24 protein-coding genes and 1 tRNA gene are annotated in these 23,185 nt (G+C 60.0%); 9 read left to right on the top strand and 16 right to left on the bottom strand.

The window, feature by feature from the left end:
- The first annotated feature begins 1 nt into the window (after position 1).
- A complete protein-coding gene (locus E4P32_RS07960; RefSeq protein WP_116432473.1) occupies positions 2-1,276 on the top strand; it encodes an amidohydrolase family protein in 1,275 nt (424 codons plus the stop codon).
- A gap of 26 nt (positions 1,277-1,302) precedes the next feature.
- Here the strand turns inward: E4P32_RS07960 and E4P32_RS07955 are convergent, their stop codons facing one another.
- The 4 genes from E4P32_RS07955 to E4P32_RS07940 form a co-directional block, all read right to left on the bottom strand.
- A complete protein-coding gene (locus E4P32_RS07955; protein ID WP_135008721.1) occupies positions 1,303-2,145 on the bottom strand; it encodes a DUF5677 domain-containing protein in 843 nt (280 codons plus the stop codon).
- 416 nt (positions 2,146-2,561) lie between these two features.
- Positions 2,562-2,655: transfer RNA gene (locus E4P32_RS07950), tRNA-Ser, on the bottom strand.
- Between the two features lie 133 nt (positions 2,656-2,788).
- Positions 2,789-4,042 (bottom strand): aspartate kinase, encoded by a 1,254-nt coding sequence (locus tag E4P32_RS07945; protein WP_116432475.1) that lies wholly within the window; start codon positions 4,040-4,042, stop codon positions 2,789-2,791.
- A gap of 343 nt (positions 4,043-4,385) precedes the next feature.
- Entirely contained in the window at positions 4,386-4,658 is a 273-nt protein-coding gene (locus E4P32_RS07940) for a DUF4148 domain-containing protein (protein WP_116432477.1), read from the bottom strand.
- 174 nt (positions 4,659-4,832) lie between these two features.
- Between E4P32_RS07940 and E4P32_RS07935 the strand changes: the two genes are divergently transcribed.
- The gene (locus E4P32_RS07935; RefSeq protein ID WP_116432478.1) at positions 4,833-5,741 is read left to right on the top strand and encodes a LysR family transcriptional regulator; all 909 of its coding nucleotides are present in this window, start codon (positions 4,833-4,835) and stop codon (positions 5,739-5,741) included.
- Positions 5,742-5,777: 36 nt separating this feature from the next.
- Here the strand turns inward: E4P32_RS07935 and E4P32_RS07930 are convergent, their stop codons facing one another.
- The gene (locus E4P32_RS07930) at positions 5,778-6,209 is read right to left on the bottom strand and encodes a thioredoxin family protein (protein WP_116432479.1); all 432 of its coding nucleotides are present in this window, start codon (positions 6,207-6,209) and stop codon (positions 5,778-5,780) included.
- Between the two features lie 120 nt (positions 6,210-6,329).
- Here E4P32_RS07930 and tsaB point away from each other — a divergent pair, with 120 nt between their 5' ends.
- The 4 genes from tsaB to E4P32_RS07910 are packed head-to-tail and all read left to right on the top strand — an operon-like array spanning position 6,330 to position 9,472.
- Positions 6,330-7,040, top strand: coding sequence for a tRNA (adenosine(37)-N6)-threonylcarbamoyltransferase complex dimerization subunit type 1 TsaB (tsaB, locus tag E4P32_RS07925; RefSeq protein WP_116432480.1), 711 nt, complete (start codon positions 6,330-6,332; stop codon positions 7,038-7,040).
- 59 nt (positions 7,041-7,099) lie between these two features.
- Positions 7,100-7,528, top strand: coding sequence for a ribosomal protein S18-alanine N-acetyltransferase (gene rimI / locus E4P32_RS07920; RefSeq protein WP_233526599.1), 429 nt, complete (start codon positions 7,100-7,102; stop codon positions 7,526-7,528).
- Complete coding sequence (locus E4P32_RS07915) at positions 7,525-8,481, top strand: uracil-DNA glycosylase (RefSeq protein ID WP_116432482.1); 957 nt, start codon at positions 7,525-7,527, stop codon at positions 8,479-8,481. Before rimI ends, E4P32_RS07915 begins: the two co-directional genes overlap by 4 nt.
- A complete protein-coding gene (locus tag E4P32_RS07910; protein WP_116432483.1) occupies positions 8,462-9,472 on the top strand; it encodes a DUF1853 family protein in 1,011 nt (336 codons plus the stop codon). Before E4P32_RS07915 ends, E4P32_RS07910 begins: the two co-directional genes overlap by 20 nt.
- 64 nt (positions 9,473-9,536) lie before the next feature.
- On the opposite strand, the gene lplT is transcribed toward E4P32_RS07910, so the two are convergent.
- Both lplT and E4P32_RS07900 read right to left on the bottom strand, forming a co-directional pair.
- Positions 9,537-10,805 (bottom strand): lysophospholipid transporter LplT, encoded by a 1,269-nt coding sequence (lplT, locus tag E4P32_RS07905; RefSeq protein ID WP_116432484.1) that lies wholly within the window; start codon positions 10,803-10,805, stop codon positions 9,537-9,539.
- On the bottom strand, positions 10,802-11,065 hold the full coding sequence (locus E4P32_RS07900; RefSeq protein ID WP_135008720.1) for a hypothetical protein: 264 nt from the start codon (positions 11,063-11,065) through the stop codon (positions 10,802-10,804). The genes lplT and E4P32_RS07900 overlap by 4 nt, the downstream gene beginning before the upstream one ends.
- Positions 11,066-11,073: 8 nt before the next feature.
- Between E4P32_RS07900 and alr the strand changes: the two genes are divergently transcribed.
- Positions 11,074-12,162: an alanine racemase gene (gene alr, locus E4P32_RS07895; RefSeq protein WP_116432485.1), complete on the top strand. Its 1,089-nt coding sequence runs from the start codon at positions 11,074-11,076 to the stop codon at positions 12,160-12,162.
- A gap of 11 nt (positions 12,163-12,173) precedes the next feature.
- The gene (gene radA, locus E4P32_RS07890) at positions 12,174-13,550 is read left to right on the top strand and encodes a DNA repair protein RadA (protein ID WP_116432486.1); all 1,377 of its coding nucleotides are present in this window, start codon (positions 12,174-12,176) and stop codon (positions 13,548-13,550) included.
- An 18-nt stretch (positions 13,551-13,568) separates the two neighbouring features.
- Here the strand turns inward: radA and E4P32_RS07885 are convergent, their stop codons facing one another.
- From E4P32_RS07885 to ompR, 3 genes are read right to left on the bottom strand one after another with little or no spacing between them, the layout of a single operon-like run.
- Positions 13,569-14,120: a flagellar protein FlhE gene (locus E4P32_RS07885; RefSeq protein WP_199525557.1), complete on the bottom strand. Its 552-nt coding sequence runs from the start codon at positions 14,118-14,120 to the stop codon at positions 13,569-13,571.
- Between the two features lie 2 nt (positions 14,121-14,122).
- Positions 14,123-15,496: a sensor histidine kinase gene (locus tag E4P32_RS07880; RefSeq protein WP_116433841.1), complete on the bottom strand. Its 1,374-nt coding sequence runs from the start codon at positions 15,494-15,496 to the stop codon at positions 14,123-14,125.
- 35 nt (positions 15,497-15,531) lie between these two features.
- On the bottom strand, positions 15,532-16,287 hold the full coding sequence (ompR, locus tag E4P32_RS07875; protein ID WP_029363066.1) for a two-component system response regulator OmpR: 756 nt from the start codon (positions 16,285-16,287) through the stop codon (positions 15,532-15,534).
- Positions 16,288-16,456: 169 nt separating this feature from the next.
- On the opposite strand from ompR, the gene E4P32_RS07870 reads away from it, so the two are divergent.
- A complete protein-coding gene (locus tag E4P32_RS07870) occupies positions 16,457-16,741 on the top strand; it encodes a hypothetical protein (protein ID WP_167735725.1) in 285 nt (94 codons plus the stop codon).
- 100 nt (positions 16,742-16,841) lie between these two features.
- On the opposite strand, the gene E4P32_RS07865 is transcribed toward E4P32_RS07870, so the two are convergent.
- The 6 genes from E4P32_RS07865 to E4P32_RS07840 form a co-directional block, all read right to left on the bottom strand.
- Complete coding sequence (locus tag E4P32_RS07865) at positions 16,842-17,501, bottom strand: amino acid ABC transporter permease (RefSeq protein WP_116432488.1); 660 nt, start codon at positions 17,499-17,501, stop codon at positions 16,842-16,844.
- A 68-nt stretch (positions 17,502-17,569) separates the two neighbouring features.
- Positions 17,570-18,376, bottom strand: coding sequence for a cystine ABC transporter substrate-binding protein (locus E4P32_RS07860; RefSeq protein ID WP_116432489.1), 807 nt, complete (start codon positions 18,374-18,376; stop codon positions 17,570-17,572).
- A 165-nt stretch (positions 18,377-18,541) separates the two neighbouring features.
- Positions 18,542-20,557: an ATP-binding cassette domain-containing protein gene (locus E4P32_RS07855; RefSeq protein WP_116432490.1), complete on the bottom strand. Its 2,016-nt coding sequence runs from the start codon at positions 20,555-20,557 to the stop codon at positions 18,542-18,544.
- A 76-nt stretch (positions 20,558-20,633) separates the two neighbouring features.
- Complete coding sequence (gene prmB, locus E4P32_RS07850; protein ID WP_116432491.1) at positions 20,634-21,527, bottom strand: 50S ribosomal protein L3 N(5)-glutamine methyltransferase; 894 nt, start codon at positions 21,525-21,527, stop codon at positions 20,634-20,636.
- Between the two features lie 60 nt (positions 21,528-21,587).
- Entirely contained in the window at positions 21,588-22,715 is a 1,128-nt protein-coding gene (gene dapE, locus E4P32_RS07845) for a succinyl-diaminopimelate desuccinylase (RefSeq protein ID WP_116432492.1), read from the bottom strand.
- Between the two features lie 15 nt (positions 22,716-22,730).
- A complete protein-coding gene (locus tag E4P32_RS07840) occupies positions 22,731-23,093 on the bottom strand; it encodes an ArsC family reductase (protein ID WP_116432493.1) in 363 nt (120 codons plus the stop codon).
- Between the last annotated feature and the right edge of the window lie 92 nt (positions 23,094-23,185).

Here is a 23,185-nt window from a genome sequence, read left to right as displayed (position 1 = left end):
CATGGATCTGGTCTTACGCAACGTCACGCTGCCGGACGGCGGCCAACAGGCGGATATCGCCATTGAAGCCGGTCGCATCGCGGCAGTCGGCCCTGCGCTGAACATGAAGGGCGCACAGGAAATCGACGTCGCCGGCGATCTGGTGACACCGCCGTTTGTCGATGCGCATTTCCACATGGACGCTACGCTGAGCTACGGTCTGCCGCGCGTGAATGCATCCGGCACGCTGCTCGAAGGCATTGCGCTGTGGGGCGAGCTGAAACCGGAGCTGACGCAACAGGCGCTGGTCGAGCGCGCGTTGCAGTATTGCGACTGGGCCGTGGCACGCGGTCTGCTGGCGATTCGTTCGCATGTCGACATCTGCGACGATCGTCTGCTGGCAGTGGAAGCTTTGCTGCACGTGAAGAAACTGGTCGCGCCTTACCTCGACCTGCAACTGGTGGCGTTTCCGCAGGATGGCCTGTTACGCAGTCCGACTGCCTTCGCCAATCTGAAGCGCGCGATCGCCATGGGCGTTGACGTGGTTGGCGGCATCCCGCATTTCGAACGAACCATGGCCGACGGCGCGGAGTCAGTCAGATTGTTGTTCGAATTTGCCGCCGAAAAGGGCCTGCGCGTCGACATGCATTGCGACGAATCCGACGACCCCATGTCGCGCCATATCGAAACCATGGCTTATCATGCGCAGCGCCTGGGGTTGCAGGGCAGGGTTACCGGATCGCACCTGACATCGATGCATTCGATGGACAATTACTACGTCAGCAAACTGCTGCCGCTGATCCGCGAAGCCGGCGTTGCGGCCATCGCCAATCCGCTGATCAACATCACGCTGCAAGGCCGTCACGACACCTATCCGAAGCGACGCGGCATGACGCGCGTGCCGGAGTTGATAGCCGCTGGCATCGATGTCGCCTTTGGTCACGACTGCGCCATGGATCCGTGGTACAGCCTCGGTTCGGGCGACATGCTGGAAGTGGCGCACATGGGTTTGCACGTGGCGCAAATGACAGGGCAGGAGGCCATGCGCAGCTGTTTCCGCGCCGTGACGGAAACGCCGGCGCGCATCCTGGGACTGGAAGGATACGGCTTGCAGGTCGGTTGCCATGCCGACTTGGTGGTGTTGGACGCCGGCGACCCGATCGAAGCAATCCGCCTGCGCGCAGCGCGCCGTCTCGTGATCCGTCGCGGCGTCGTGATCAGCCAGGCGCCGCCGGCGCATGCACGGCTCAATTTGCCTGGACGGCCCGACAGTGTTGATTTCAGGCTGGCCAGATAGACCAGCTTACCAGCGATAGCGTGCACTCAGATCGATAGCGATCGCCAGGCTGCCAGGCACTTTTCGAAATCATCCTGATGCTCCACTTCAGGGAAGCGATGATAGATCGATATCAACGCAGATGACATCACTGAAAGCGCATCCGACAAGGTTGCAGGAAGATCCTCTTCGTCAGGGCCGAATTTGAATCCTTGAACGGCGAGAGCGGAGTCGCCCTTTGCCCGACGCCTGAGTGCTCCCAGCGTGGCATGCACCGCGTTGAGCGCGCTAGTGCGGCGCACGATGTTGTAGAGAGCAGAACTCCCGTAAGTGTCCGCAAGAATGTCGAGTTTGATGGGGGCATCCTCCAGGTTTTTGACGGCAGGATAGTCCCTGTCGATTGCGGCGATTCTACTCTCCAGAGTGGCGACATCCTCTTTGCTGAGGACCATATTGACCGGCGACTCATGCAGCCACGATAGCGCCAGTGTACGTTCCTGATGCATTATTCCGAGGGTCAACGTGTCGCAGACATCTTCGTCCCTGGCGACGGCGGTCAGAATGATCGCAGTTTCCGCTGCCGACCGGATCAGAGTCGCGGCATCCGACAACAGCCCGCGTTCGCAAAGAATGATTGCGGATTGAAACGAGGTCAGTACGCGACCAAACAGCGAGTCCCCGAGGGCCTCTTGCTGGCTGGCGGGATTGGCGTTGATATCGCGGAGTGCGCACATCCCGAGTTCGTTGAAGGCTTCCGCGACAGCGAACTGACAGGCGCCATTTTTGCGGATGTTAGCAATCAGAGCAGGGAGGTTGGGTGATAAAAAACCATGTTTCTTCATTCCTGAATGATAATGAAAATAATTCAATCTTTGGGGTATGTCTGGCATCAGCGCACGGATAGCACCAATGCCGCAGCAGAAAGCGAATGAATATAGAAAAAATGCGAGGGCGAGAGAGGGCTGGCGAGACTGAGGGGCGCTTGTGTACGGCAGGCCATTGAATCGCTGCCGGCGATTCTCATAAAAGATTCACGCAGGCGGCTTACTCATTCCCGGATATGGATTTGCTGCGCAAAAAATGGACTACAAAATACAAACGCCCGCAAAAGCGGGCGTTTGTATTCTGCTGGAGACGGAGGGATTCGCCTACGTTTCGCAGGCCGCTGAATCGCTTGCAAGCGATTCCCTTCGAATCCCTCACGTAAGCCGCGCAGGCGGCTTACTCGTCCCCGCATAAGGGGTTTGCTGCGTAAACGAAATGGAAGCTTAAATAAAAACACCCGCCGAAGCGGGTGTTTGTATTCTGGCGGAGACGGAGGGATTCGAACCCTCGATACAGGTTTAAGCCCATATGCTTCCTTAGCAGGGAAGTGCCTTCGACCACTCGGCCACGTCTCCACGCTGTAGACAGATACTGCGCTGCCTCAGCAAAGAAGCCCGCATAATATCTTTTCATGCGGATTTGGTCAATGAAACTCTGCTGTTTTGAATGGATTATTTTCCATTCGACGAGCTTCGATGACCGGTCGTATTACTTGCCGTTTTCCAGGTCGAACGCCTTGTGCAATGCGCGTACCGCCAGTTCCATGTATTTTTCGTCGATCAGGACCGAGATCTTGATTTCGGAGGTGGAGATCATCTGGATGTTGACGCCTTCTTCCGACAGCGTGCGGAACATCTGCGAGGCGATACCGACATGGCTGCGCATGCCGACGCCGACCACGGAGACCTTCGACACCTTGGTGTCGCCGACGATGCTGGCCGCGCCGATGTGGGCCTTGACGCTGGCGTTCAGGACTTCAATGGCCTTGGCGTATTCGGCGCGCGGTACGGTGAAGGTGAAGTCGGTTTTGCCTTCGACGGACTGATTCTGGATGATCATGTCCACTTCGATGTTGGCGTCGGCGATCGGGCCGAGGATTTGATAGGCAATGCCCGGACGATCTGGCACGCCCAGCACGGTAATCTTGGCTTCATCGCGGCTGAATGCGATGCCGGTAATGGTTGCTTGTTCCATCTTGGTGTCTTCCTCAAACGAAATCAGTGTGCCGGACTTGGTCTCTTCTTCCAGCGACATTAGTGGGTCGGTCAGCGACGACAGGACGCGCGTCGGCATTTTGTAGTTGCCGGCGAATTCCACCGAGCGGATCTGCAGGACCTTGGAGCCCAGCGACGCCATTTCGAGCATTTCTTCAAACGTCACGGTGTTCAGGCGGCGTGCTTCGCTGACCACGCGCGGGTCGGTCGTGTAGACGCCGTCGACGTCGGTGTAGATCAGGCATTCGGCAGCCTTGATCGCAGCAGCCACGGCTACGGCGGACGTATCGGAACCGCCGCGTCCGAGCGTGGTGATGTTGCCGTCGGCGTCAACGCCCTGGAAGCCGGTAATGATCACGATACGGCCTGCGTTCAGGTCCTTGCGCACCTTGGCGTCGTCGATTGAACGGATGCGCGCCTTGGTGAAGGCCGAATCGGTCTTGATCGGTACTTGCCAGCCGGCGTAGGAGACGGCTTCTTTGCCGATCGCCTTCAGCGCCATGGCCAGCAAGGCGACGGAAACCTGTTCTCCGGTCGATGCCAGCATGTCCAGTTCGCGGGAGTCGGGTTGGGCCATGATGTCCTTGGCCAGACCCAGCAAACGGTTGGTTTCACCAGACATTGCGGAAGGAACGACAACGATCTGGTGGCCTGCGTCGTGCCACTTGGCAACGCGCTTGGCGACATTCTTGATGCGCTCTGTCGAGCCCATCGAAGTGCCGCCGTATTTGTGAACGTATAAAGCCATAGGAAGTAGGTCTGAATTGCGTGACTGAGTGATGCTCTTGGGTGCTGCTATTTGTTGCCGGGTTGCGAAAAAACTGCGAAAAGACCGGAGGAAACAAACCCTCGACTTTACAGTGGGCAGGCCAAAATCACAAGCAAAAGCAGGTAAAAACAGGGTTTTTCATGCGTTTTTCAGCCCATTTCTGGCTGGTTTTGCATGGTTTGATGCGGGAGGGAAATGCGCGGAAGAGGTTGAACACGCCATCCACCATGGTGCTGCCGAACGGCAGGACGACCAAGGTAGACGGTGGTTGCGGGCGGGCCGCAATAGTGCTTGTTGCTTACAGCATTGACACGATGAGTGATCAGGCGCCGGTGTAGACGCTGCCGTCAACGGCCGACTTCGATTGGCTGATGACTTCGCCGCGGGACAGCGGGCTGCGTGCTTGAATCACGATAGGGTAGTTGTTGCCGTTGGTGATCAGGCCTTGTGCTTGCGCTTGTTGCAGTTCGGAAACGACTTCGGTGCGGGTCTTGGTCGACACGAACTTGGTTTCGGGTGGAAATGGCGATTCGGCCATGGCGGCGCCGGCAGCGGCAAACAGGACGATAGCGGCAGTGATTTGCTTGGTGTTCATGGTAATTCTCCCAAAAGGACGGTAAATGAAAGTACACGTCGATGTGGGGGCGGTTGGCTTGTGGCTGCTTGCTCCCCATCGATGAAGCACAGTGTATCCATTGCTTCGTGCGAGAAAAATAGGTCTAATGGCAATGCACTATTTCGGATAAAGAAACAATCGAGGGCTTGAAAAATGGATCGTCTGCACTCAATGAAAGTGTTTGCGAAGGTCGTGGAGCAGGGCAGTTTCGTGCGGGCGGCGGAAATCATGTCGCTGTCGAACGCCGTGGTGACGCGCTATATCGTCGATCTGGAGAATCATCTCGGCACGCGCTTGCTGAATCGCTCCACGCGTCGCTTGTCGCTGACCGAGTCGGGCCAGGCTTTTCTGGAGCGGGTGCGGCACATCCTGCCGGAGATCGAAGAAGCGGAGGCCATCGTGGCGATGGCGACCAAGAAGCCCGCCGGCACGCTGTCGCTGTATTCGCACGTCGGCTTCGGTCAGGGCCAGCTCGGCAAGCTGCTGGCCGACTATTCTGCCGCCTATCCGGATGTGGTGCTCGACGTGTCGGTGTCGGAACGCACCATGGATCTGGTGGAAGAGGGCCTGGACATCGGGTTTTTCAGCAGCCTGCAAAAATTCGACGCCAGCATGGTGGTGCGCAAGATCGGGGTGGCCGAAGTGGTGCTCTGTGCGTCGCCGTCCTATCTGGAAAAACACGGCGCGCCGCAGACACCCGATGAGCTGAGCCGGCATGCCTGCCTCAATTTTTCGCACGAACATCTGCGCCACTACTGGCATGTGAAGACGGAAGAAGGGATTCGCGACATCCCGATCACTAGCCAGGTGGTTTCCAACAGCGCATTGCTGTTGCGCGATTTTGCGCTGGCCGGCATGGGCATTACGATGCGACCGTCATTCAGCCTCGGCGACGATCTGCGCTGCGGCAAGCTGCAACGCGTGCTGGCCGATTTCGATATGGGGCAGGTTTCTGTGATGATGGCGTATCCGAGCCGGCGGTTGCTGTCGGCCAAGGTGCGCAGCTTCGTGGATTTCATCTCGGAGCGCTTCCCGCATCCGGAAAGCGATCCGTGGCTATGATCGCGAATAGATGAGAAGAGACGAGTTAAGGCCGGCTCAAGCGGCGTCGGACAGACTGCCGAGGCGTTTCTTGAGATCGCCTTCTTGCCAGGCGCGGCGTTGCGCCGTGCTGCCGGCTTCCCGCTCCAGTTCTTGCTGATCGGTTTCGGACAGCGCCTGCAACAGGCGTTCGGCCTGGCGCGTATCTGGCTCCATTGGACCGAAAAAGGCGACGGTGGAGCCGCGCTGCATCAGCAACGTCGGGAAATTGTCCACGTCAAGGTCGCCCACCAGATCGGCCTGGTCTTCGATGTCGATCCAGACGAAATGATGTTCCGGACGGCGCTCGGCCCAGGCTGCAAAATTGACTGCATAGTCGCGGCAACTGCCGCACCAGCCGGCGCACAGGCAGGCCACGACCCATTTGTCGCCGGCGAGGGCGGCAGCGAGTTCGTCGCGGTTGCTGGCGGAGAGGATCTGATAGGACATAAGGCGGCCTATTCTACTCCGGAAGCACGAAACAGGCGCAAGCGGGTCTGTAACCCGGTTCTCCCCGAATAGTCGTTTTCCGACAGGGGCGGGGAGGGCACGGCGCGGTAAAATAGCGGGATGTCTATCATTCTTGCCATCGAAACTTCCACCGAACTCGCCTCGGCAGCACTGCTGCATGGTGATGAGCTGATCTTCCGCGAATCGCTGGGCGTACAGACCCATTCCGAAACCATTTTGCCGATGGTCCAGCAACTGCTGGCCCAGGCCGGCATTGCGCTGTCTCGCTGCGACGCCATTGCCTTCGGCGTTGGACCCGGCTCGTTCACCGGCGTGCGCACGGCATGCGGCGTGGTGCAGGGGCTGGCGTTCGGCAGCGATTTGCCGGTGGCGCCGGTGGTGACGCTGGAAGCCATGGCGCAGGCTTGCCTGGAAGCGACACAAGGCGCTGCAAGCGATGTGCTGGCGGTGCTGGACGCGCGCATGGGCGAGGTCTACTGGGCCCAGTATCGTCATGGCGCAGACGGTTGGGAAAGCGTGCTTGCGCCAAGCTTGTCCTCGGCAGTTGCGGTTGCACCGCAAGGGCATGTGCAGGCCTGTGGCAACGGCCTGACGGCATATGCGCAGGATTTTGCCGGGCAGTCGTTTGCTGCCGCAGCACTGGCGCAACTGATGCCGCACGCTGCGCAGGTGGCCACGCTGGGTCGGCGCATGGTCGCGCAAGGCAAGACCGTATCGCTGCAGGAAGCGCAACCCCTGTACCTGCGCAACAAGGTCGCGCTGACCACGGCTGAGCGTCAGGTGCGCGATCTTGCCAAAGGTGCGGCGTGAACAACGACGCCTTGCTGCATACCCTGGAGAGCAAGTTTGGCGCACTGACATTTGCTGCCATGAAGGTCGACGATGTGGCCGAAGTCGTGCAGATCGAGGACAGCGTGTACCCACATCCCTGGACGCGCGGCAATTTCCTTGATTCGCTGTACAGCGGCTACCAGACGCTGACCATGCGCGACCGTTCGGGGCGCTTGCTTGGCTATTTCCTGGTCATGGAAGCAGTGGATGAAGCACACCTGCTCAATATCAGCGTCGCCGCAGATGCGCAGGGCGAAGGTTTCGGTCATCTTTTGCTGGAATATGCGGTCGATCTGGCGCGCAAGCACCGAATGGCTGTCATGCTGCTGGAAGTGCGCGTGTCGAACCTGCGTGCGCTGCATGTGTACCGGCGTTACGGTTTTGTCGAAATCGGACGTCGCAAAAATTACTATCCCGCCAATCAACATACGCGCGAAGACGCGATCGTGATGAGCCTGCCACTATGAGTCAGAATACATTTGCCGCTTCGGCCCGGATATTGGAAGAAATCGGCGTGGGTCCGGTCTGGGTCCGCCGCCACCTTGCCATTGAAACAGTCGAGGCTGCTGCGCCGGAAGTCGAAGTCGTTGCGGCGCCAACAGCTACGGTAGCTACGGCAGCTACGGCAGCGCCCGTAACCGCAACGTCTGCACCGGTTCCGCAGCGGCCGGCGCAACCGGTTGCACGGCAGGCATCGGCTTCCAGCCCTGCTCCGATGCAAGACGACGGCCTGCCGCCATGGCTGAACGAAATGAGTGATGCCGACATGGCGCCGCCCGGTTTCATGCCCTATGACGACGAAGACGACGAGCCCGTTATCAGGATCAATCCGGCCATCGCCACCATGGATTGGGCCAAGCTCAAGGAAACCGTTGCGGAGTGCCGCCAGTGCGGCTTGTGCAACGGCCGCAAGAAGACCGTCTTCGGCGTCGGCGATGAAAAAGCCAAATGGCTGTTCATCGGCGAAGGTCCGGGCCGCAACGAGGACATGCAGGGAGAACCGTTCGTCGGCCCGGCCGGCAAGCTGCTCGACAACATGCTGGTCGCCATGGGTCTCAAGCGCGGCGAGAATGCCTTCATTGCCAACATCGTCAAATGCCGTCCCACCGACGAGAACGGCAAGGATCGTCCGCCTTCGCCGCAGGAAGTGGCATCCTGCCTGCCTTACCTGCAGCGCCAGATCGCACTGATCCAGCCCACCGTGCTGGTGGCGCTCGGCAAGACCGCCGCGCTGTCGCTGCTCGGCCTGGATCCGGCCACCCCTGTTTCCAAACTGCGCGGCACGGTCCATCGCTATCAGGACTTGCCGCTTGTCGTAACCTACCACCCGGCTTATCTGTTGCGACAGCTTGGCGACAAGAGCAAGGCCTGGGCCGATCTCTGCCTTGCGATGACAACTTATGCCAACACCTCAGACTGATCTGCAGACCGCACCGTCCTTGTCCTGCCAGCAGCAATTTCATCGGCGCTGGTCGTCGTTACGCGATCCGCACGTGCGCGCGCTGGCATGGTTGCTGGATGCCCCCGATCTGCTGGACGCCCAGTCGCCGCGCTGGAACGGACGCATCGCTTCGTTGGGAACGCTCAGCGAGATGGACATCACGTGGTTGCAGGCGCTCGACAAGAACCCGCGCGAGTTGTACCTGCTGATTAATACGCAACCGTCTGCACGCCTCGGGCGTTATGCGGAAAAGCTGCTGACGTTCTATCTGCAGCAGACCGGCCGGCTGCTTGCGCACAACGTCCAGGTGCGCAACGGCCCCAACGACACCATCGGCGAGTTCGATTTTATTGTCCATGACGAAGCACATGGTGACGGTCGATCGGGTGTGGTGCATTGGGAGTTCGCGACCAAGTTTTACCTGCTCGAAGCACATCGCGACCAGATGCAGGCCGACGCGTTCGTCGGGCCTAACCTGGCCGACTCGCTCGGTGCCAAGATGGACAAGATCATGCAGCAGCAATTGATGCTATCGGCGCATCCGGCGGCAGCGCAATACCTGCCGCAACCGGTCACGCGTGCGCAGGCTCTGGTCAAGGGCTGGCTGTTCTATGGCGAGACGACCGAGGCGGCATCGATACCGGCGGCGCTGGGTATTTCAGCGCAGCATTGCCGCGGATTCTGGTGCGAATTGTCGGCGCTTGAGGTCAACGACAGCGAGCGCTATCTGGTGCTGCCGCGTCTTGAATGGCTGGCGCCGGCGCGGGCCGCAACGGGGAAAACCCTGTCCCGAGCTCAGTTGCTCGAAACGGTGCAATTGCTGTTCAATGAGACGCTGGCGCCGGTCATGATTGCCGTGTGCGACGTCGAAGGTGACGTGGCGCTGGAACGTCGACGGGGCTTCCTGGTGCCGGACGACTGGCGCGGCAAGGCGGCGCAGCGCGTACAGCATGCGGTGGTGCAGATTTAGTGGAATGATTTGAGTTGCACAATGAAAAAAGCGTACGGTTTTTTTTATGTTTTTTACATACTTTTTATTCGTCGTGCTTGTGTTCGCCGATCAGCGCCAGCGAGTCATGTTCGCGCTGGTTGGCGTCGTGACGGCGCATGATCAGGTACATGATGCTGGCGACGAAGACGCCGAAGATCAGGATCACGATATTGACGTCGAGATTGAGGCGCACCATGATCGCGTACAGCACCAGCATGGTCAGCACCGAGAGGTTTTCATTGAAATTCTGTACGGCGATCGAATGGCCGGCACTCATCAGCACATGGCCGCGGTGTTGCAGCAGCGCGTTCATCGGCACCACGAAATAACCGGACAACGCGCCGATGATGATCAGCAGCGGGTAAGCGACCCAGATCGACGTCACCATGGTCATGGCCATCACGACCAGGCCCATGATGATGCCCAGCGGCATGACCGACAGGGACTTCTTGAGCGGCACGAAGCGCGCTGCGCCGACTGCTCCCAATGCAACGCCAAGCGCCACCACGCCTTGCAGGATGGCGGCTTTGTCGAGCGCCATATGCAGGGATTTTTCCGCCCATTTCAGTACGATGAATTGCAGCGTGGCGCCGGCGCCCCAGAACAGCGTCGTGACCGCCAGCGAAATCTGGCCGAGCTTGTCTTTCCACAAAGTGGTGAAGCAGTTTCCGAAGTCGGCGATCAGTTTGATGGGATTGTGCTGCTGGTGGGCGTAACGGGCGCCGGTGTCGGGGATGTTGAGGTTGAAGAAGGCCGCGACGATATAGATGACGGTGATGATGCAGAGTGCGGCTTCGGTAGGGGTGTTGATGCCGAAGTCGAACACCGGGAAATCGAAGGCCAGCAAGGCCGAGGCAATATGCGGATTGACCAGTGCACCGCCCAATACCGTGCCGAAGATGATGGAGCCGACCGTCAGTCCTTCGATCCAGCCATTGGCGGCCACGAGCTTTTCGGGCGGAAGCAGTTCGGTCAGGATGCCGTATTTGGCCGGCGAATACGCCGCAGCGCCGAAGCCGACCACGGCATAGGCGATCAAGGGATGTACGGTAAAGAACATGAGGGCGCAACCGACCACTTTGATCAGGTTGGTGATGAACATCACCTTGCCCTTGGGGAACGCATCTGCGAAGGCGCCGACGAACGCCGCCAGCAGCACGTATGAGAGCACGAAGAATAATTTCAACAGCGGCGTCATCCATGCCGGAGAGTGCATCTCCGAGAGGAGTGCAATAGCTGCGATCAGCAGTGCATTATCGGCAAGCGACGAAAAAAACTGCGCCGCCATGATGGTGTAAAAGCCGCGATTCATCCGTATCCAAGATGTGACAAATTATCTCCGGCTTGCTTTATACCATGAAAAGATGACATGCCAGTGATAAGTATGATGGGTAGAAATAAGCGGTCGACTCGTTTGGACCGACGTCTTTCCCGCTTCTTCGAAACAAGTTGGTCCGGTAAAATGGCAGCTTGTTCCCGAAGCAGGGGATTTGGCCCGGTTCCCGGCGTTTTATCCTCGTTTTCATCTGCTTTCCCGGCTTTCAGTTCAGTATTTCGTTTCCAGTATTCCATGAGCGCTTATGCCAAGACCAATCGTCGCCACTATTGATATTTCTGCACTACAACATAATCTCGCCGTTGCCAAATCACGTGCGCCGCATGCCAAGGCCTGGGCCGTAGTCAAAGCGCAGGCATACGGGCATGGTCTGGGACGCGCGGTGCGGGCGTTTGCCGACGCCGACGGCTTGGCGCTGATTGAGGTCAATTATGCCGTGCAACTGCGTGAGCTCGGTTGGAACAAGCCCATCCTGCTGCTGGAAGGTTTTTTCGATGCCGACGACATCCTGGTGCTGGCGCAGCACGGCCTGCAGTTCGCGGTGCATTGCGACGAACAGATCGCCTTGCTGGAAGCTGCCGGCCTTGATGCACAGGCAGCGCAGTTTGACGTCCACCTCAAGATGAACAGCGGCATGAACCGCCTCGGCTTCAAGCCCGAGGCTTATCGTGCCGCATACGAGCGGCTGCAGAAGCTGGCTTGCGTGCGCAGCATCACCATGATCACCCATTTCGCCAATGCCGACGATCCGGCCAATCCCGACCTGCCGCTGGCCGAGCAGGTCAAGCGCTTCAATGCTGCCACCGCAGGGCTGGCGGGAGCGCATAGCGCGGCCAATTCGGCGGCTGACCTGATGCATGCCGACCTGGCCTATGAATGGGTGCGCGCCGGCGTGATGCTGTACGGCGGCACACCGGGCGGCGGCACCGCCAAAGAATTCGGCTTGCGCGCCGCCATGACGCTGGAGAGCAAGATCATCGGTGTGCAGGATATCGGTCCCGGCGACGCGGTCGGCTACGGCAGCCGTTTCGTCGCCGACAAGGCCATGAAGATCGGCATCGTCGCCTGCGGTTACGCCGACGGCTATCCGCGCCATGCGCCCAACAACACGCCGGTGATCGTCGACGGCGTGCGCACCGGCACCATCGGACGCGTATCGATGGACATGCTGACGGTGGACCTGAGCCATATCCCAGGCGCCGGCGTGGGCAGCCGCGTGGTGCTGTGGGGCGAAGAACTTCCGATCGACGAGGTTGCGTTTGCAGCGGGTACGATCGGCTATGAATTGATGTGTGCATTGGCGCCGCGCGTCACCGTGCTAGAGAAGAACTGAGAAGAAGCGATATGGCAAAAGCCAAAACGAATTACACATGCACCGAATGCGGCGGCATCAGCAACAAATGGGCGGGACAATGCCCGGCCTGCGGCCAGTGGAATACGCTGGTGGAAACCCTGGTCGAAACGGCCGGCGTGAATCGTTATTCCAACCAGCCTCAGGGGCTGGCGCAGACTGCGCCGGTGTTGTCGCTGGTTGATATCGAAGCGATTGACGTGCCGCGTTTCGGCACCGGCATCGAAGAGTTCGACCGGGTGCTTGGCGGCGGACTGGTGCCGGGCGGTGTGGTGCTGATCGGCGGCGATCCGGGCATCGGCAAATCGACCTTGCTGTTGCAGGCCCTGGGTAATATTTCCAAACTCAAGCACGTGCTGTATGTCAGCGGCGAAGAGTCGGGTTCACAGATCGCCTTGCGCGCGAAACGTCTGGCAGTGGACGCCAAGGACCTCAAGCTGCAGGCAGAAATCCAGCTCGAAAAGATCCTCTCGACGCTGGCTGAACACAAGCCCGATGTCGCCGTGATCGACTCAATCCAGACCATTTATTCGGACGCGTTGTCCTCGGCGCCCGGTTCGGTGGCGCAAGTGCGCGAATGCGCGGCGCAACTGACGCGTTTTGCCAAGACTTCCGACACCACCATCATCATGGTCGGCCACGTCACCAAGGAAGGCGCGCTGGCCGGTCCACGTGTGCTGGAACATATCGTCGACACGGTGCTGTATTTCGAAGGCGACACGCATTCCAGTTTCCGTCTGGTGCGCGCGTTCAAGAACCGCTTCGGTGCGGTCAACGAACTCGGCGTGTTCGCCATGACAGAGAAGGGCCTCAAGGGCGTGTCGAATCCTTCTGCGCTGTTCCTGTCGCAGCACGACAGCCAGGTGCCGGGTTCCTGCGTGATGGTGACGCAGGAAGGCACGCGTCCCTTGCTGGTGGAAATCCAGGCGCTGGTCGACAGCTCGCACGTGCCCAACGCGCGTCGCTTGTCGGTCGGTCTTGAGCAAAATCGCCTGGCGATGTTGCTGGCGGTGTTGCACCGCCATGCCGGTATCGCCGCTTTCGATCAGGACGTCTTCATCAACGCCGTCGGCGGCGTCAAGATCACCGAACCGGCCGCCGACCTGGCGGTGCTGCTGGCGATCAACTCCTCGATGCGCAACAAACCGTTGCCGCGTGGGCTGGTGGTGTTCGGCGAAGTCGGCCTGGCCGGCGAGATCCGTCCCGCGCCGCGTGGTCAGGAGCGGCTGCGTGAGGCCGCCAAGTTGGGATTCTCCATCGCGATGATCCCGAAGGCCAATGCGCCGAAGCAGGATATCGAAGGATTGAAAGTGGTCGCGGTCGAACGCATCGACGAGGCACTGCAGAAGATCCGCGACATCGACGAATGATGGTGTCGAAGCGCGGGCTCAGCCCGGCAGCTGGTAGGTGACAATCACCTGATTCATTTCGCCGCGCGCCGGCGGCCCGAGCTGGCCGCCGCCCTTGACACGGTAGTGCAGCGTGAATGGCTGCGCGGCGTCCTTGCCGTTGAATGCGCCGGTGCTGCCGCTGGCGTTGTTGGTCACGTTCCAGCAGCGCTGGCGGTTGTTCCAGCACAGCACTGCTTCAAATCCCACGGGCTTTTCCGACAAGCCGTATCTCCATGACACATTGCTGATCGATGCGCCCGGAGGCACCGGCGTGCCGATGGAAAAGGTGGTCTCGTAATCCGCATTTTTTGCCAGGATGGTGGCACCCATTGCATCGGCGGCGTAAGACCCGCTGGGTCCGCGTGGAACTGGAGGTGCTGGCGCTGTGCTTTGCGGTGGCGGCGTCACGGCGGCGGCATGCGGCGAGACGATGGCAGGGGCGCCGGTAGCCGGAACGCTGAGCGTGCGATCAACGCGGGTTTGTGCCGATACGGCGCTCGCAAGAGCAACACCGAGCGTAGCGACGAGCGCCGTGCGCAACAGCGCCACGGCTAGGTCGCCTGCTTGCGCGGATTGCCGCCGCGAACCGGAACAGTCGGGAACATCATTTGCACCACGAGGCCGCCGCCGTCGCGATTGCGCAGGGCCAGCTTGCCGTTGTGGCGGATCACGATACGGTTGACGATCGCCAGCCCAAGTCCGGATCCGTTGGCCTGGCCGCGCGCGGTGTCGAGTCGCGTGAAGGGGCGCAGCAGGTGCTCCAGTTCGCTCTCCGGTGCGCCTGGGCCATGGTCGGAAATTTCGACCTTGACGTGGCGGTCTTCGATCTTGCACAGGATGTCGATATTGGCGACCTCGGTGCCGTCGGTCTTGCCGTAGCGGCGCGCGTTTTCGATGAGGTTGCTGATGATGCGTTCGAGCTCGACCGTGTTGCCCATGACGTCGACGTCGGGCGAGATCGCGGTGCTGACCATGACGTCGCTCAGGCGCTTGGAGTTGTTGGCGGCGTCTTCCAGCAGTCCCGACAAATCCACGGGCATGAAACTGCTGCTGTCGAATGGTTTGGCGTAGTCGAGGAACTGGCCGATGATGGCGTCCATCTGGGCCAGATCGGAATGCATGCCGTCGCGCGCTTCGTCGGACAACCTGGCCATTTCGACTTCCAGCTGCATGCGTGCCAGCGGCGTGCGCAGATCGTGAGAAATGCCGGCCAAAATGACGGCGCGGTCGGATTCGATGCGATCCAGATCGGCCACCATCTGATTGAAGCTGAGATTGGCTTCGCGGATTTCAGTCGGTCCCGATTCCGGCAGCGGATCGGGTTGCTTGCCCTTGGCGATGGCGCGTGCAGCAGCGGTCAGGCGTGCCAGCGGCTGGTTGATCAGGGTTGAGATGAAGACTGCGCCGATCAGCGACAGCACCAGCGCAATCGAGCCCCAGCCCAGCCATTGCAGGCTCGAGGTGCGATCAAGCCGGCCCCGGTCGAGCATGAGCCAATAGGCGTCCTCGTCAATCTTGAAACTGATCCAGAAGCCGTCGACGTCGTTGACCCCCGACGCAAACTGGGTGTCGTCACCCATCGCCTGCTTGACGTAGAACTCCAGCTCCGGCAACACCGGCGAATCGTCGGGCGGCGCAATCTTGTCGGTTTTTTCGAGCGGATAGATGCGGATGCCTTCGTTGCTGGCCAGGTCGAACAGCAATTCGCGGCGCATTTCGGGCGCCGAATGGGTGAGGGCGGCGCGCGTGATAGTGACGACGGAGACGATCTGCGCCGCGAGCTGTTCGGCGCGCGGACCACGTTCGACCATGCGGAAACTGGCCACCCACGCCACCATGCTGGCGGTGATCAGGAAAGTCAGCAAAAAGAAGGTGCGCCAGAACAGACCGTTGCTGAACCATCGTTGGCGCGCTTGATAGCTCATGTTGTGAATGCCGGTGGCCGGATTGGGTAGGCGCATCAGCGCGGCTTGCCCTCGGGGATGAAGACGTAGCCGAGGCCCCACACGGTCTGGATGTAAAGCGGATTGGCCGGGTCGGGTTCGATCAGTTTGCGCAGGCGCGAGATCTGCACGTCGAGGCTGCGGTCAAATACTTCATATTCACGGCCGCGCGCCATTTCCATCAGCTTCTCGCGTGACAGCGGCTGGCGCGCATTGCGTGCGAACACCTTCAGCACCGAGAATTCACCGGTGGTCAGCGGCACGGTCTCGCCTTTTTTCTTCAAGGTGCGGGTGCCGAGATCAAGCACGAATTCACCGAACTCGAACGACTCCGGCGATTCCGAAGGCGCGCCCGGCAATTCGTCCGGACCCTTGCGGCGCAGGACCGCATTGATGCGCGCTACCAGCTCGCGCGGATTGAATGGCTTGGGCAGGTAATCGTCGGCGCCCATTTCGAGGCCGATGATGCGATCCACATCTTCGCCCTTGGCGGTCAGCATGATGATCGGTGTCTGGTCGCCGGCGCCGCGCAGGCGACGGCAGATGGCGAGGCCATCTTCGCCGGGCAGCATCAGATCCAGTACGAGCAGGTCGTAACGCTCGCGGATCCACAGCTTGTTCATCGCCTGGGCGTTTTCCGCCGTGACGACGTTGAAGCCTTGCTCGGTCAGGTAACGGCGCAGAAGGTCGCGCAAACGGATGTCGTCATCCACCACCAGGATTTTCGATTGGTGGGCCGGAGTAGCTGTCGTGCTTGTGTTGGTCGTATTCATGGCGTTATGGTAGCGTCTTCGCGGCGATCGGCAATATGTAACAGGCCAAAGATTACAAACTGTTACATACCTTACCTTAATCATCTTATACCATCCGGCTGGGCAACCTACACTGGCTACATTGATGAAGCACTTTGTCGATGGCTTGAAAATGTGGAAAAATGCCGCTATGAATATTGCCGTAACTAAGAGGATAGGTATTGTTGCAGTCGTGCTCGCGCTGAGCGCTGCCGGCGCGCATGCGCGCCCTCCGGAAGGCTCGCGCGGCGGACCGGTGCAACCGACCGATCTGCGTCACCAGGGCGGCAATAATTTCGGCAACGGCGGCAATCGACCGCAACAGCAGGAGCAGGACGCCAACCAGCGCCGCGGCAAACTGAGCCCGGATGAACGGCGCGAACTGCGGCGCCAGATTGATGAAGCAGGACAGGATATCTACCGCGTCAAACGCTGATCAAGCGCTGACAACACCGCAGGAAAGACAACAAAAAGCCCGGGCTGTTCAGTCCGGGCTTTTTGTTGTCTTTCATGGGCGAAGCATTGAAGAGGCAGGATCAGGCCTGATGCGCGCGCTCCAGTTTTTTCTCCAGCCGATGTTGCAAGGCCTCAAAGCAGATGCTCAGGAGCCAGTACACCATCGCCGCCGCAATGTACAAAGGCAGCGGCCGGAAGGTCACGGCGATGATTTCCTTGGTCGACAGCATCAGCTCGGTGACGGTGATGACCGACACCAGCGAACTGTCCTTGATCAGGCTGATCAAGGTATTGCTCATCGACGGCACGGCGATGCGGATCGCCTGTGGCACCACGACGTAGCGCAGCGTTTGCGGATAAGTCAGACCGAGGCTGTAGCTGGCGCTCCATTGGCCGCGGGTGACGCCGAGGATGGCGCCGCGCAGGCTCTCGGACAGATACGCACCCGCGTTCAGGCTCAGCGTCAGTACGCCCGCCATGAGCGGCGAGAATTCGATGCCGACGCTGGGTAAGCCGTAATAGACCACGAAGATCTGCACCAGCAGCGGCGTGCCGCGCATCAGGCTGACATAGACGGCGGCCGGCCAGTGCACGAACTTCCACGGTACGATACGCGCCACTGCGAGGGCAAAGCCGAGCACCAGTCCGCCCAGCATTGAGGACAAGGCGAACAGCAGCGTATAGCCGGTACCCCTGAGCATGATCGGCGCGGCCTGGCGCAGCAAATCCCAAATTTCCATTTTTTGTCGGCAAATAAAAATATCCCCGCAACAGTGCGGGGATATCGGTTTGAAAAGGAATCAGGAGCTTATTGTGCGGTCGGCGGCTTGCTCACGTCAATGCCGAACCACTTGACCGACGCCTGCTTGAAGCTGCCGTCTTTGAGGATCTCGGCCAGCGCCTTATTCAGTGCGGCCTTGAATTGCGGATTGCCCTTCTGGAACGGAATGCCGATCTTGTCAACGGTGCCGATCGGCGAACCGCCCTTGAGCGGCAGGTTCGACGACTTCAGCAGGTAACCGACCAGCAGGCTGTCGTTCAGCGCTGCATCGATGCGGCCGCTGGCCAGGTCGGACAGGTATTCAGGCGAGCCTGGGTAAGTCTTGACCTCGATGCCGGGAACGGCCTTGGCCTTCTGTTCGAAGTTGGTGCCCTGACCCAGGCCGAGCTTCTTGCCCTTGAGGTCTTCCAGGCTCTTGAATTCGCGCTTCTCGTCCTTGCGCACGATCAGCTGCGCGCTCGACAGGGTGTACGGATCGGAAAAGTCGAACGCCTTCTGACGCTCGTCGGTGATGCCGACCTGGTTGATGATGACGTCGTACTTGCCGGCGCCCAGACCCGCCAGGATTCCGCTCCACTCGGTGGTGGTGAATTCGGGCTTGAGGCCCAGCTTGGCGGCCAGCAGCTTGGCGACGTCGACTTCAAAGCCGGTCAGTTCGCTGGTCTTCGGATCCTTGAAGTTGAACGGTGGATAGTTGCCTTCCAGCGCTACCTTCAGTGTGCCGCGGGCCTTGACGGTGTCGAGCAGGTCGGCTGCATGCGCGCCGACAGTGGCGCTGACCAGCAGCAGGCCGGCCAGCAAGGGGGACAATTTGCGGAATGAAGTGAATGCCATGTCTGTTCCTTTTGATGTTCTGTATTGATCGGTGGAAACCCGATATGCGAGCAGCTTAATCGTTTTTCAATCTTAGACCAAAGACATCTACGTAAGAAGTTTATATGGGGAGGCTGGATAAAAGACGATCTGGCGTCGCGCTTATCCAGGCCTTCAGTGGTCCCCTCAGGCGACCAGCTGTTCCAGCGCTTCCTGCTGACCCAGCCAGTCTTCTTCCAGTTGCTCCAGTTCCTTGGTGCAATAAGCCTGGTCGGCGATCAGCTTCTTCAGTTCTTCCTTGTTGGCGGCGTCGTAGATATCCGGTGCAGCCAGGCGGGCATCGATGACGGCCTTCTTTTCATTGCATTTGGCGATCTGTTCTTCCAGACGCTTGATGCGCGATTCGATCGGCTTTTTCAGACCGGCCAGGCGCTGGCGTTCTCCGGCGTCCAGACGCTTTTGCTCGCGACGGTCGCCGACGGCGGCTTCAGCCGCAACCGGTTCCGGCGCTTTCTGCACGATCTTGGGTTCGGCCTTCGGCTTGGCGGCAGCAGCTTGCGCGGCTTCCGTCGCGCTGTTCTTGGCGGCCAGCTTGGTCTTGAACAGCCAGTCGCGGTAATCGTCCAGGTCGCCGTCGAACGGTTGCAGCTTGCCGTCGGCGACGATCAGGAACTGGTCGGTGGTGGCGCGCAGCAGATGGCGATCATGGGATACCAGGACCAGTGTGCCTTCGAACTGCGCCAACGCCATGGTCAGCGCTTCGCGGGTTTCCAGGTCCAGATGGTTGGTCGGTTCATCGAGCAGCAGCAGGTTGGGGCGTTGCCAGACGATCAGCGCCAGCGCCAGACGCGCCTTTTCGCCGCCGGAAAACGGCGCGATGCTCGACGACGCCATGACGCCGTTGAAGTTGAAGCTGCCGAGGAAGTTGCGCAGCTCTTGCTCGCGCACATCCGGCGCGATGCGCGCCAGATGCCACAGAGGCGATTCGTCGTGACGCAGCATTTCGACCTGATGCTGGGCGAAGTAGCCGATCACCAGGCCCTTGCCGAACTGGGCGGTGCCGGCGATCGGGTCCAGTTCATTGGCGATGGTTTTGATCAGCGTCGATTTACCGGCGCCGTTGACGCCGAGCAGGCCGATGCGCTGGCCGGTCTGCAGTGAAAAATCGATGCCGCCGACGATGACCTTTTCGGAGATTTCGTAGGTTTCCGGATCTTCGCTGCGATAGCCGGCGTTGACCTTTTCCATGACCAGCAATGGATTCGGCGCCGACAGCGGCTCGCGGAATTCAAATGAAAACTCGGCGGCGGCGCGCAGGGGCGCCAGTTCTTCCATCTTCGCCAGGGCCTTCATGCGGCTTTGGGCCTGTCTGGCCTTGCTTGCTTTCGCCTTGAAGCGATCAATGAAGGAGTGCAAATGGGCGCGTTGACGCATCTGTTTCTCGATCATGCCGGCCGCCAGTTCGAGCTGGGCGGCGCGTTGGCGTTCGAAGGCGGAGTAGTTGCCGGAATAGCGTTTCAGCTTGCGCTCGTCGATATGCACGATCACGTTGACCACGCCGTCGAGGAAATCGCGATCATGGGAAATGATGATCAGCGTGCCGGCATAGCGCTTGAGCCAGTCTTCCAGCCAGATGATGGCGTCCAGATCCAAGTGATTGGTCGGTTCATCGAGCAGCAGCAGATCGGATGGACACATCAGCGCCTGCGCCAGATTCAGGCGCATGCGCCAGCCGCCGGAGAAACTCGCGACCGGGCGTTCCATCTGTTCCAGCGTGAAGCCCAGGCCCAGCAGCAGTTGCTCGGCGCGCGAACGCACCGTGTAGACATCGGCGTCGGCCAGGGCGCCATACAGTTCACCGATGCGGATGCCGTTTTCGGCGCTTTCCGGTTCGGCTTCAGCGGCAGCCAACTGGGCTTCCAGGCGGCGCAAGGTGACGTCGCCGTCGATCGCGTATTCCACCGCCGCGCGGTCGAGCGCCGGGGTTTCCTGGGCGACATAGGCGACGCGCCATTTGGTCGGATAGTCGATGTTGCCCTGGTCGGCATGCAGTTCGCCGCGCAGCATGGCGAACAGGCTGGATTTGCCGGCGCCGTTGGCGCCGATAAGACCGATCTTGTCGCCCGGGTTGAGGGTGACATCGACATTCTCCAGCAAGGGTTTAACGCCGCGGGCCAGGGTAACTTGCTGAAAACGAATCATCGGGAAACTGCAATCAAAGAATAAAAATCAGGTGGAAACGAAACTGAAAGGCGAAACTTGGAAGCGACGCAAAAAATCAGGCCAGGTGCTGCAATTGATCAGCCGTCACCAGGAACACCATGTCGTCGCCGGCGCTGGTCGTGACCCAGGTCAGTTCCAGGTCGGGGAAGGCGGCTTCGGCGTAGGCGCGTTCGTTGCCGATCTCGACGATCAGCACGCCGTTCGGCGTCAGGCGCTGGGCTGCGCCCTTGACGATCTTGCGCACCAGGTCCATGCCGTCCTTGCCGCCGGCCAGCGCGATTTGCGGTTCCTGCAGGTATTCCTGCGGCAACTTGCTCATCGAATCCGAATTGACGTACGGCGGATTGCTGATGATCAGATCGTACTTGCGAGCCGGCAGTTTGGTGTACAGGTCGGATTCCACCAGGTTGATGCGATCGCCCAGCTCGTAGTCGTCGACGTTGCGGCGCGCCACTTGCAGCGCTTCCGGCGAAATGTCGACGGCTTCCACGCGCGCCTGCGGGAAGGCATCTGCCATCAGGATGGGCAGGCAGCCGGAACCGGTGCACAGGTCGAGGATGTTCTCGACTTGCGCCGGGTCCTGCACCCACGGCGAGAAATGTTCGGGAATCAGTTCGGCAATGAATGAACGCGGCACGATCACGCGTTCATCGACGAAGAATCGATAGCCACCGAGCCAGGCTTCGTTGGTGATGTAGGCGGCCGGCACGCGGTCTTCGGTGCGGCGCATGATCACGCGCAACAGATTGTCGATTTCGCCTTGCAGCAGGCGTGCATCGAGAAAAGGCTCGAGCTGGTCCAGCGGCAGTTTCAACGTGTGCAGGATCAGATAGGCGGCTTCATCGAAGGCGTTGTTGGTGCCGTGGCCGAAGAACAGCTTCTCGGTATTGAAGCGGGTGATGGCGTAGCGCAGGATATCGCGCACGGTGGCGAAATTGTTTGGCGTCATGATCGATATTCTCGGTCTGTACATAGTGAATAGGGCTTGGCTGGCAGGATCCGCTGCGGACTACAGCAACAGGTTTTCCATGGTGCGGCGATAGATGTTCTTCAGCGGATCGATGTAGCGCACTTCGATGTATTCGTCGATCTTGTGGATACTGTCATTGGGCGGTCCGAACTCAATCACCTGTGGGCAGATCTGCGCGATGAAACGACCATCGGAGGTGCCGCCGGTGGTCGACAGTTCAGTGTCGAGGCCGGTCTCTGCCTTGATCGCCGAGGCCAACGCGTCGCTCAGGTTGCCGCGCGGCGTCAGGAACGGCAGGCCGCCGACGGTCCATTTGAGGTCGTACTCGAAGCCGTGCTTGTCAAGGATGGCGTGCACGCGCTGCTGCAAGCCTTCGACCGTGCTCGCCGTCGAGAAGCGGAAATTGAAGTCGATCACGACATCGCCCGGGATCACATTCGATGCACCGGTGCCGCCGTGGATGTTCGACATCTGCCACGAGGTCGGCAGGTAGTATTCATTGCCCTCGTCCCATTTCTCTGCGACCAGTTCGGCCAATGCCGGCGCTGCCAGGTGAATGGGATTCTTCGCCAGTTGCGGATAGGCGATGTGGCCCTGGATACCCTTGACGATGAGCTTGCCGGACATGGTGCCGCGGCGGCCGTTCTTGATCATGTCGCCCAGCTGTTTGGCCGACGTCGGTTCGCCGACGATGCAGTAGTCGAGCTGTTCGCCGCGCGCCTTCAGTTGGTTGCAGACGATCACGGTGCCGTCGGTGGCGGGTCCTTCTTCATCGCTGGTGATCAGGAAACCGATTGAGCCCTTGTGGTCGGGATGCGCAGCGACGAATTCTTCGACCGCAACGACCATCGCGGCAATCGAGGTCTTCATGTCGGACGCGCCGCGGCCGAACAGTTTGCCGTCGCGTTGCGTCGGCACGAACGGCGGCGACTGCCACTTGTCGACCGGGCCGGTCGGCACCACGTCGGTATGCCCTGCAAACGCCAGCAGAGGCTGCGTGGTGCCCTTGCGCGCCCACAGGTTGGTGACGTCGCCGGACTGGATGGTTTCGCAGACGAAGCCGAGCGGCGCCAGCAGTTCAGCCAGGCGCGCCTGGCAGCCTTTGTCTTCCGGCGTCACGGAGGAGAGGGCGATCAGTTCCTGGGTCAGGGCAAGGGTTTTGCTCATGATGAATTCTTGAAATCAGTTCTTGAAAATCTGTTGATAAAGGTCTGCGGTAAAACCGACCTGCGCAGGCGCCTCACTGGTCTGCAGCACCGGCCGCTTGACGATGGACGGCAGCTCCACGATCAGCGCCGTGGCGCTGGCGTTGTCGGTGATGCTCGCCTTGCGTTCGTCGGACAGGCCGCGCCAGGTTGTGCCTTTGCGATTGACCAGTGTGTCCCAGGGAATGTCCTTGAGCCAGGTTTTCACCAGACCGGCATCCAGTCCTGCCTTCTTGAAATCGTGGAAGGTGTACGCGACGCCGTTGGCATCGAGCCAGGTGCGCGCCTTCTTCACGGTGTCGCAGTTGGGAATGCCGTAGAGAGTGACTTGCTTGCTCATGAAATCAACATCCTGTTTTACAAAAAGTGAAGGCCGGCGTCATGCATGCCGGCCATATCTCTTGGTTTGCTGCAAACAGAATTGCCGGCACG

It is taken from the genome of Herbaspirillum sp. 3R11 (genome assembly GCF_004563925.1).
Classification (GTDB): Bacteria; Pseudomonadota; Gammaproteobacteria; order Burkholderiales; family Burkholderiaceae_D; genus Herbaspirillum.
The sequence above is the reverse complement of the archived record's forward strand: the minus strand, read 5'-3'. Positions and strand labels throughout refer to the sequence as shown.

Excerpts from the sequence above, each read along its gene's own strand:
- lplT (WP_116432484.1), bottom strand. The coding sequence starts at position 10,805 with ATGAATCGCGGCTTTTACACCATCATGGCGGCGCAGTTTTTTTCGTCG.
- E4P32_RS07910 (WP_116432483.1), top strand. The coding sequence starts at position 8,462 with ATGCCAACACCTCAGACTGATCTGCAGACCGCACCGTCCTTGTCCTGC.
- E4P32_RS07865 (WP_116432488.1), bottom strand. The coding sequence starts at position 17,501 with ATGGAAATTTGGGATTTGCTGCGCCAGGCCGCGCCGATCATGCTCAGG.
- E4P32_RS07855 (WP_116432490.1), bottom strand. The coding sequence starts at position 20,557 with ATGATTCGTTTTCAGCAAGTTACCCTGGCCCGCGGCGTTAAACCCTTG.
- E4P32_RS07880 (WP_116433841.1), bottom strand. The coding sequence starts at position 15,496 with ATGAGCTATCAAGCGCGCCAACGATGGTTCAGCAACGGTCTGTTCTGG.
- E4P32_RS07955 (WP_135008721.1), bottom strand. The coding sequence starts at position 2,145 with ATGCCAGACATACCCCAAAGATTGAATTATTTTCATTATCATTCAGGA.
- E4P32_RS07940 (WP_116432477.1), bottom strand. The coding sequence starts at position 4,658 with ATGAACACCAAGCAAATCACTGCCGCTATCGTCCTGTTTGCCGCTGCC.
- E4P32_RS07915 (WP_116432482.1), top strand. The coding sequence starts at position 7,525 with ATGAGTCAGAATACATTTGCCGCTTCGGCCCGGATATTGGAAGAAATC.
- E4P32_RS07935 (WP_116432478.1), top strand. The coding sequence starts at position 4,833 with ATGGATCGTCTGCACTCAATGAAAGTGTTTGCGAAGGTCGTGGAGCAG.
- E4P32_RS07960 (WP_116432473.1), top strand. The coding sequence starts at position 2 with ATGGATCTGGTCTTACGCAACGTCACGCTGCCGGACGGCGGCCAACAG.
- E4P32_RS07860 (WP_116432489.1), bottom strand. The coding sequence starts at position 18,376 with ATGGCATTCACTTCATTCCGCAAATTGTCCCCCTTGCTGGCCGGCCTG.
- rimI (WP_233526599.1), top strand. The coding sequence starts at position 7,100 with ATGAAGGTCGACGATGTGGCCGAAGTCGTGCAGATCGAGGACAGCGTG.
- prmB (WP_116432491.1), bottom strand. The coding sequence starts at position 21,527 with ATGACGCCAAACAATTTCGCCACCGTGCGCGATATCCTGCGCTACGCC.
- E4P32_RS07900 (WP_135008720.1), bottom strand. The coding sequence starts at position 11,065 with ATGGAATACTGGAAACGAAATACTGAACTGAAAGCCGGGAAAGCAGAT.
- E4P32_RS07840 (WP_116432493.1), bottom strand. The coding sequence starts at position 23,093 with ATGAGCAAGCAAGTCACTCTCTACGGCATTCCCAACTGCGACACCGTG.
- E4P32_RS07870 (WP_167735725.1), top strand. The coding sequence starts at position 16,457 with ATGAATATTGCCGTAACTAAGAGGATAGGTATTGTTGCAGTCGTGCTC.
- E4P32_RS07945 (WP_116432475.1), bottom strand. The coding sequence starts at position 4,042 with ATGGCTTTATACGTTCACAAATACGGCGGCACTTCGATGGGCTCGACA.
- tsaB (WP_116432480.1), top strand. The coding sequence starts at position 6,330 with ATGTCTATCATTCTTGCCATCGAAACTTCCACCGAACTCGCCTCGGCA.
- ompR (WP_029363066.1), bottom strand. The coding sequence starts at position 16,287 with ATGAATACGACCAACACAAGCACGACAGCTACTCCGGCCCACCAATCG.
- E4P32_RS07930 (WP_116432479.1), bottom strand. The coding sequence starts at position 6,209 with ATGTCCTATCAGATCCTCTCCGCCAGCAACCGCGACGAACTCGCTGCC.
- dapE (WP_116432492.1), bottom strand. The coding sequence starts at position 22,715 with ATGAGCAAAACCCTTGCCCTGACCCAGGAACTGATCGCCCTCTCCTCC.
- radA (WP_116432486.1), top strand. The coding sequence starts at position 12,174 with ATGGCAAAAGCCAAAACGAATTACACATGCACCGAATGCGGCGGCATC.
- alr (WP_116432485.1), top strand. The coding sequence starts at position 11,074 with ATGCCAAGACCAATCGTCGCCACTATTGATATTTCTGCACTACAACAT.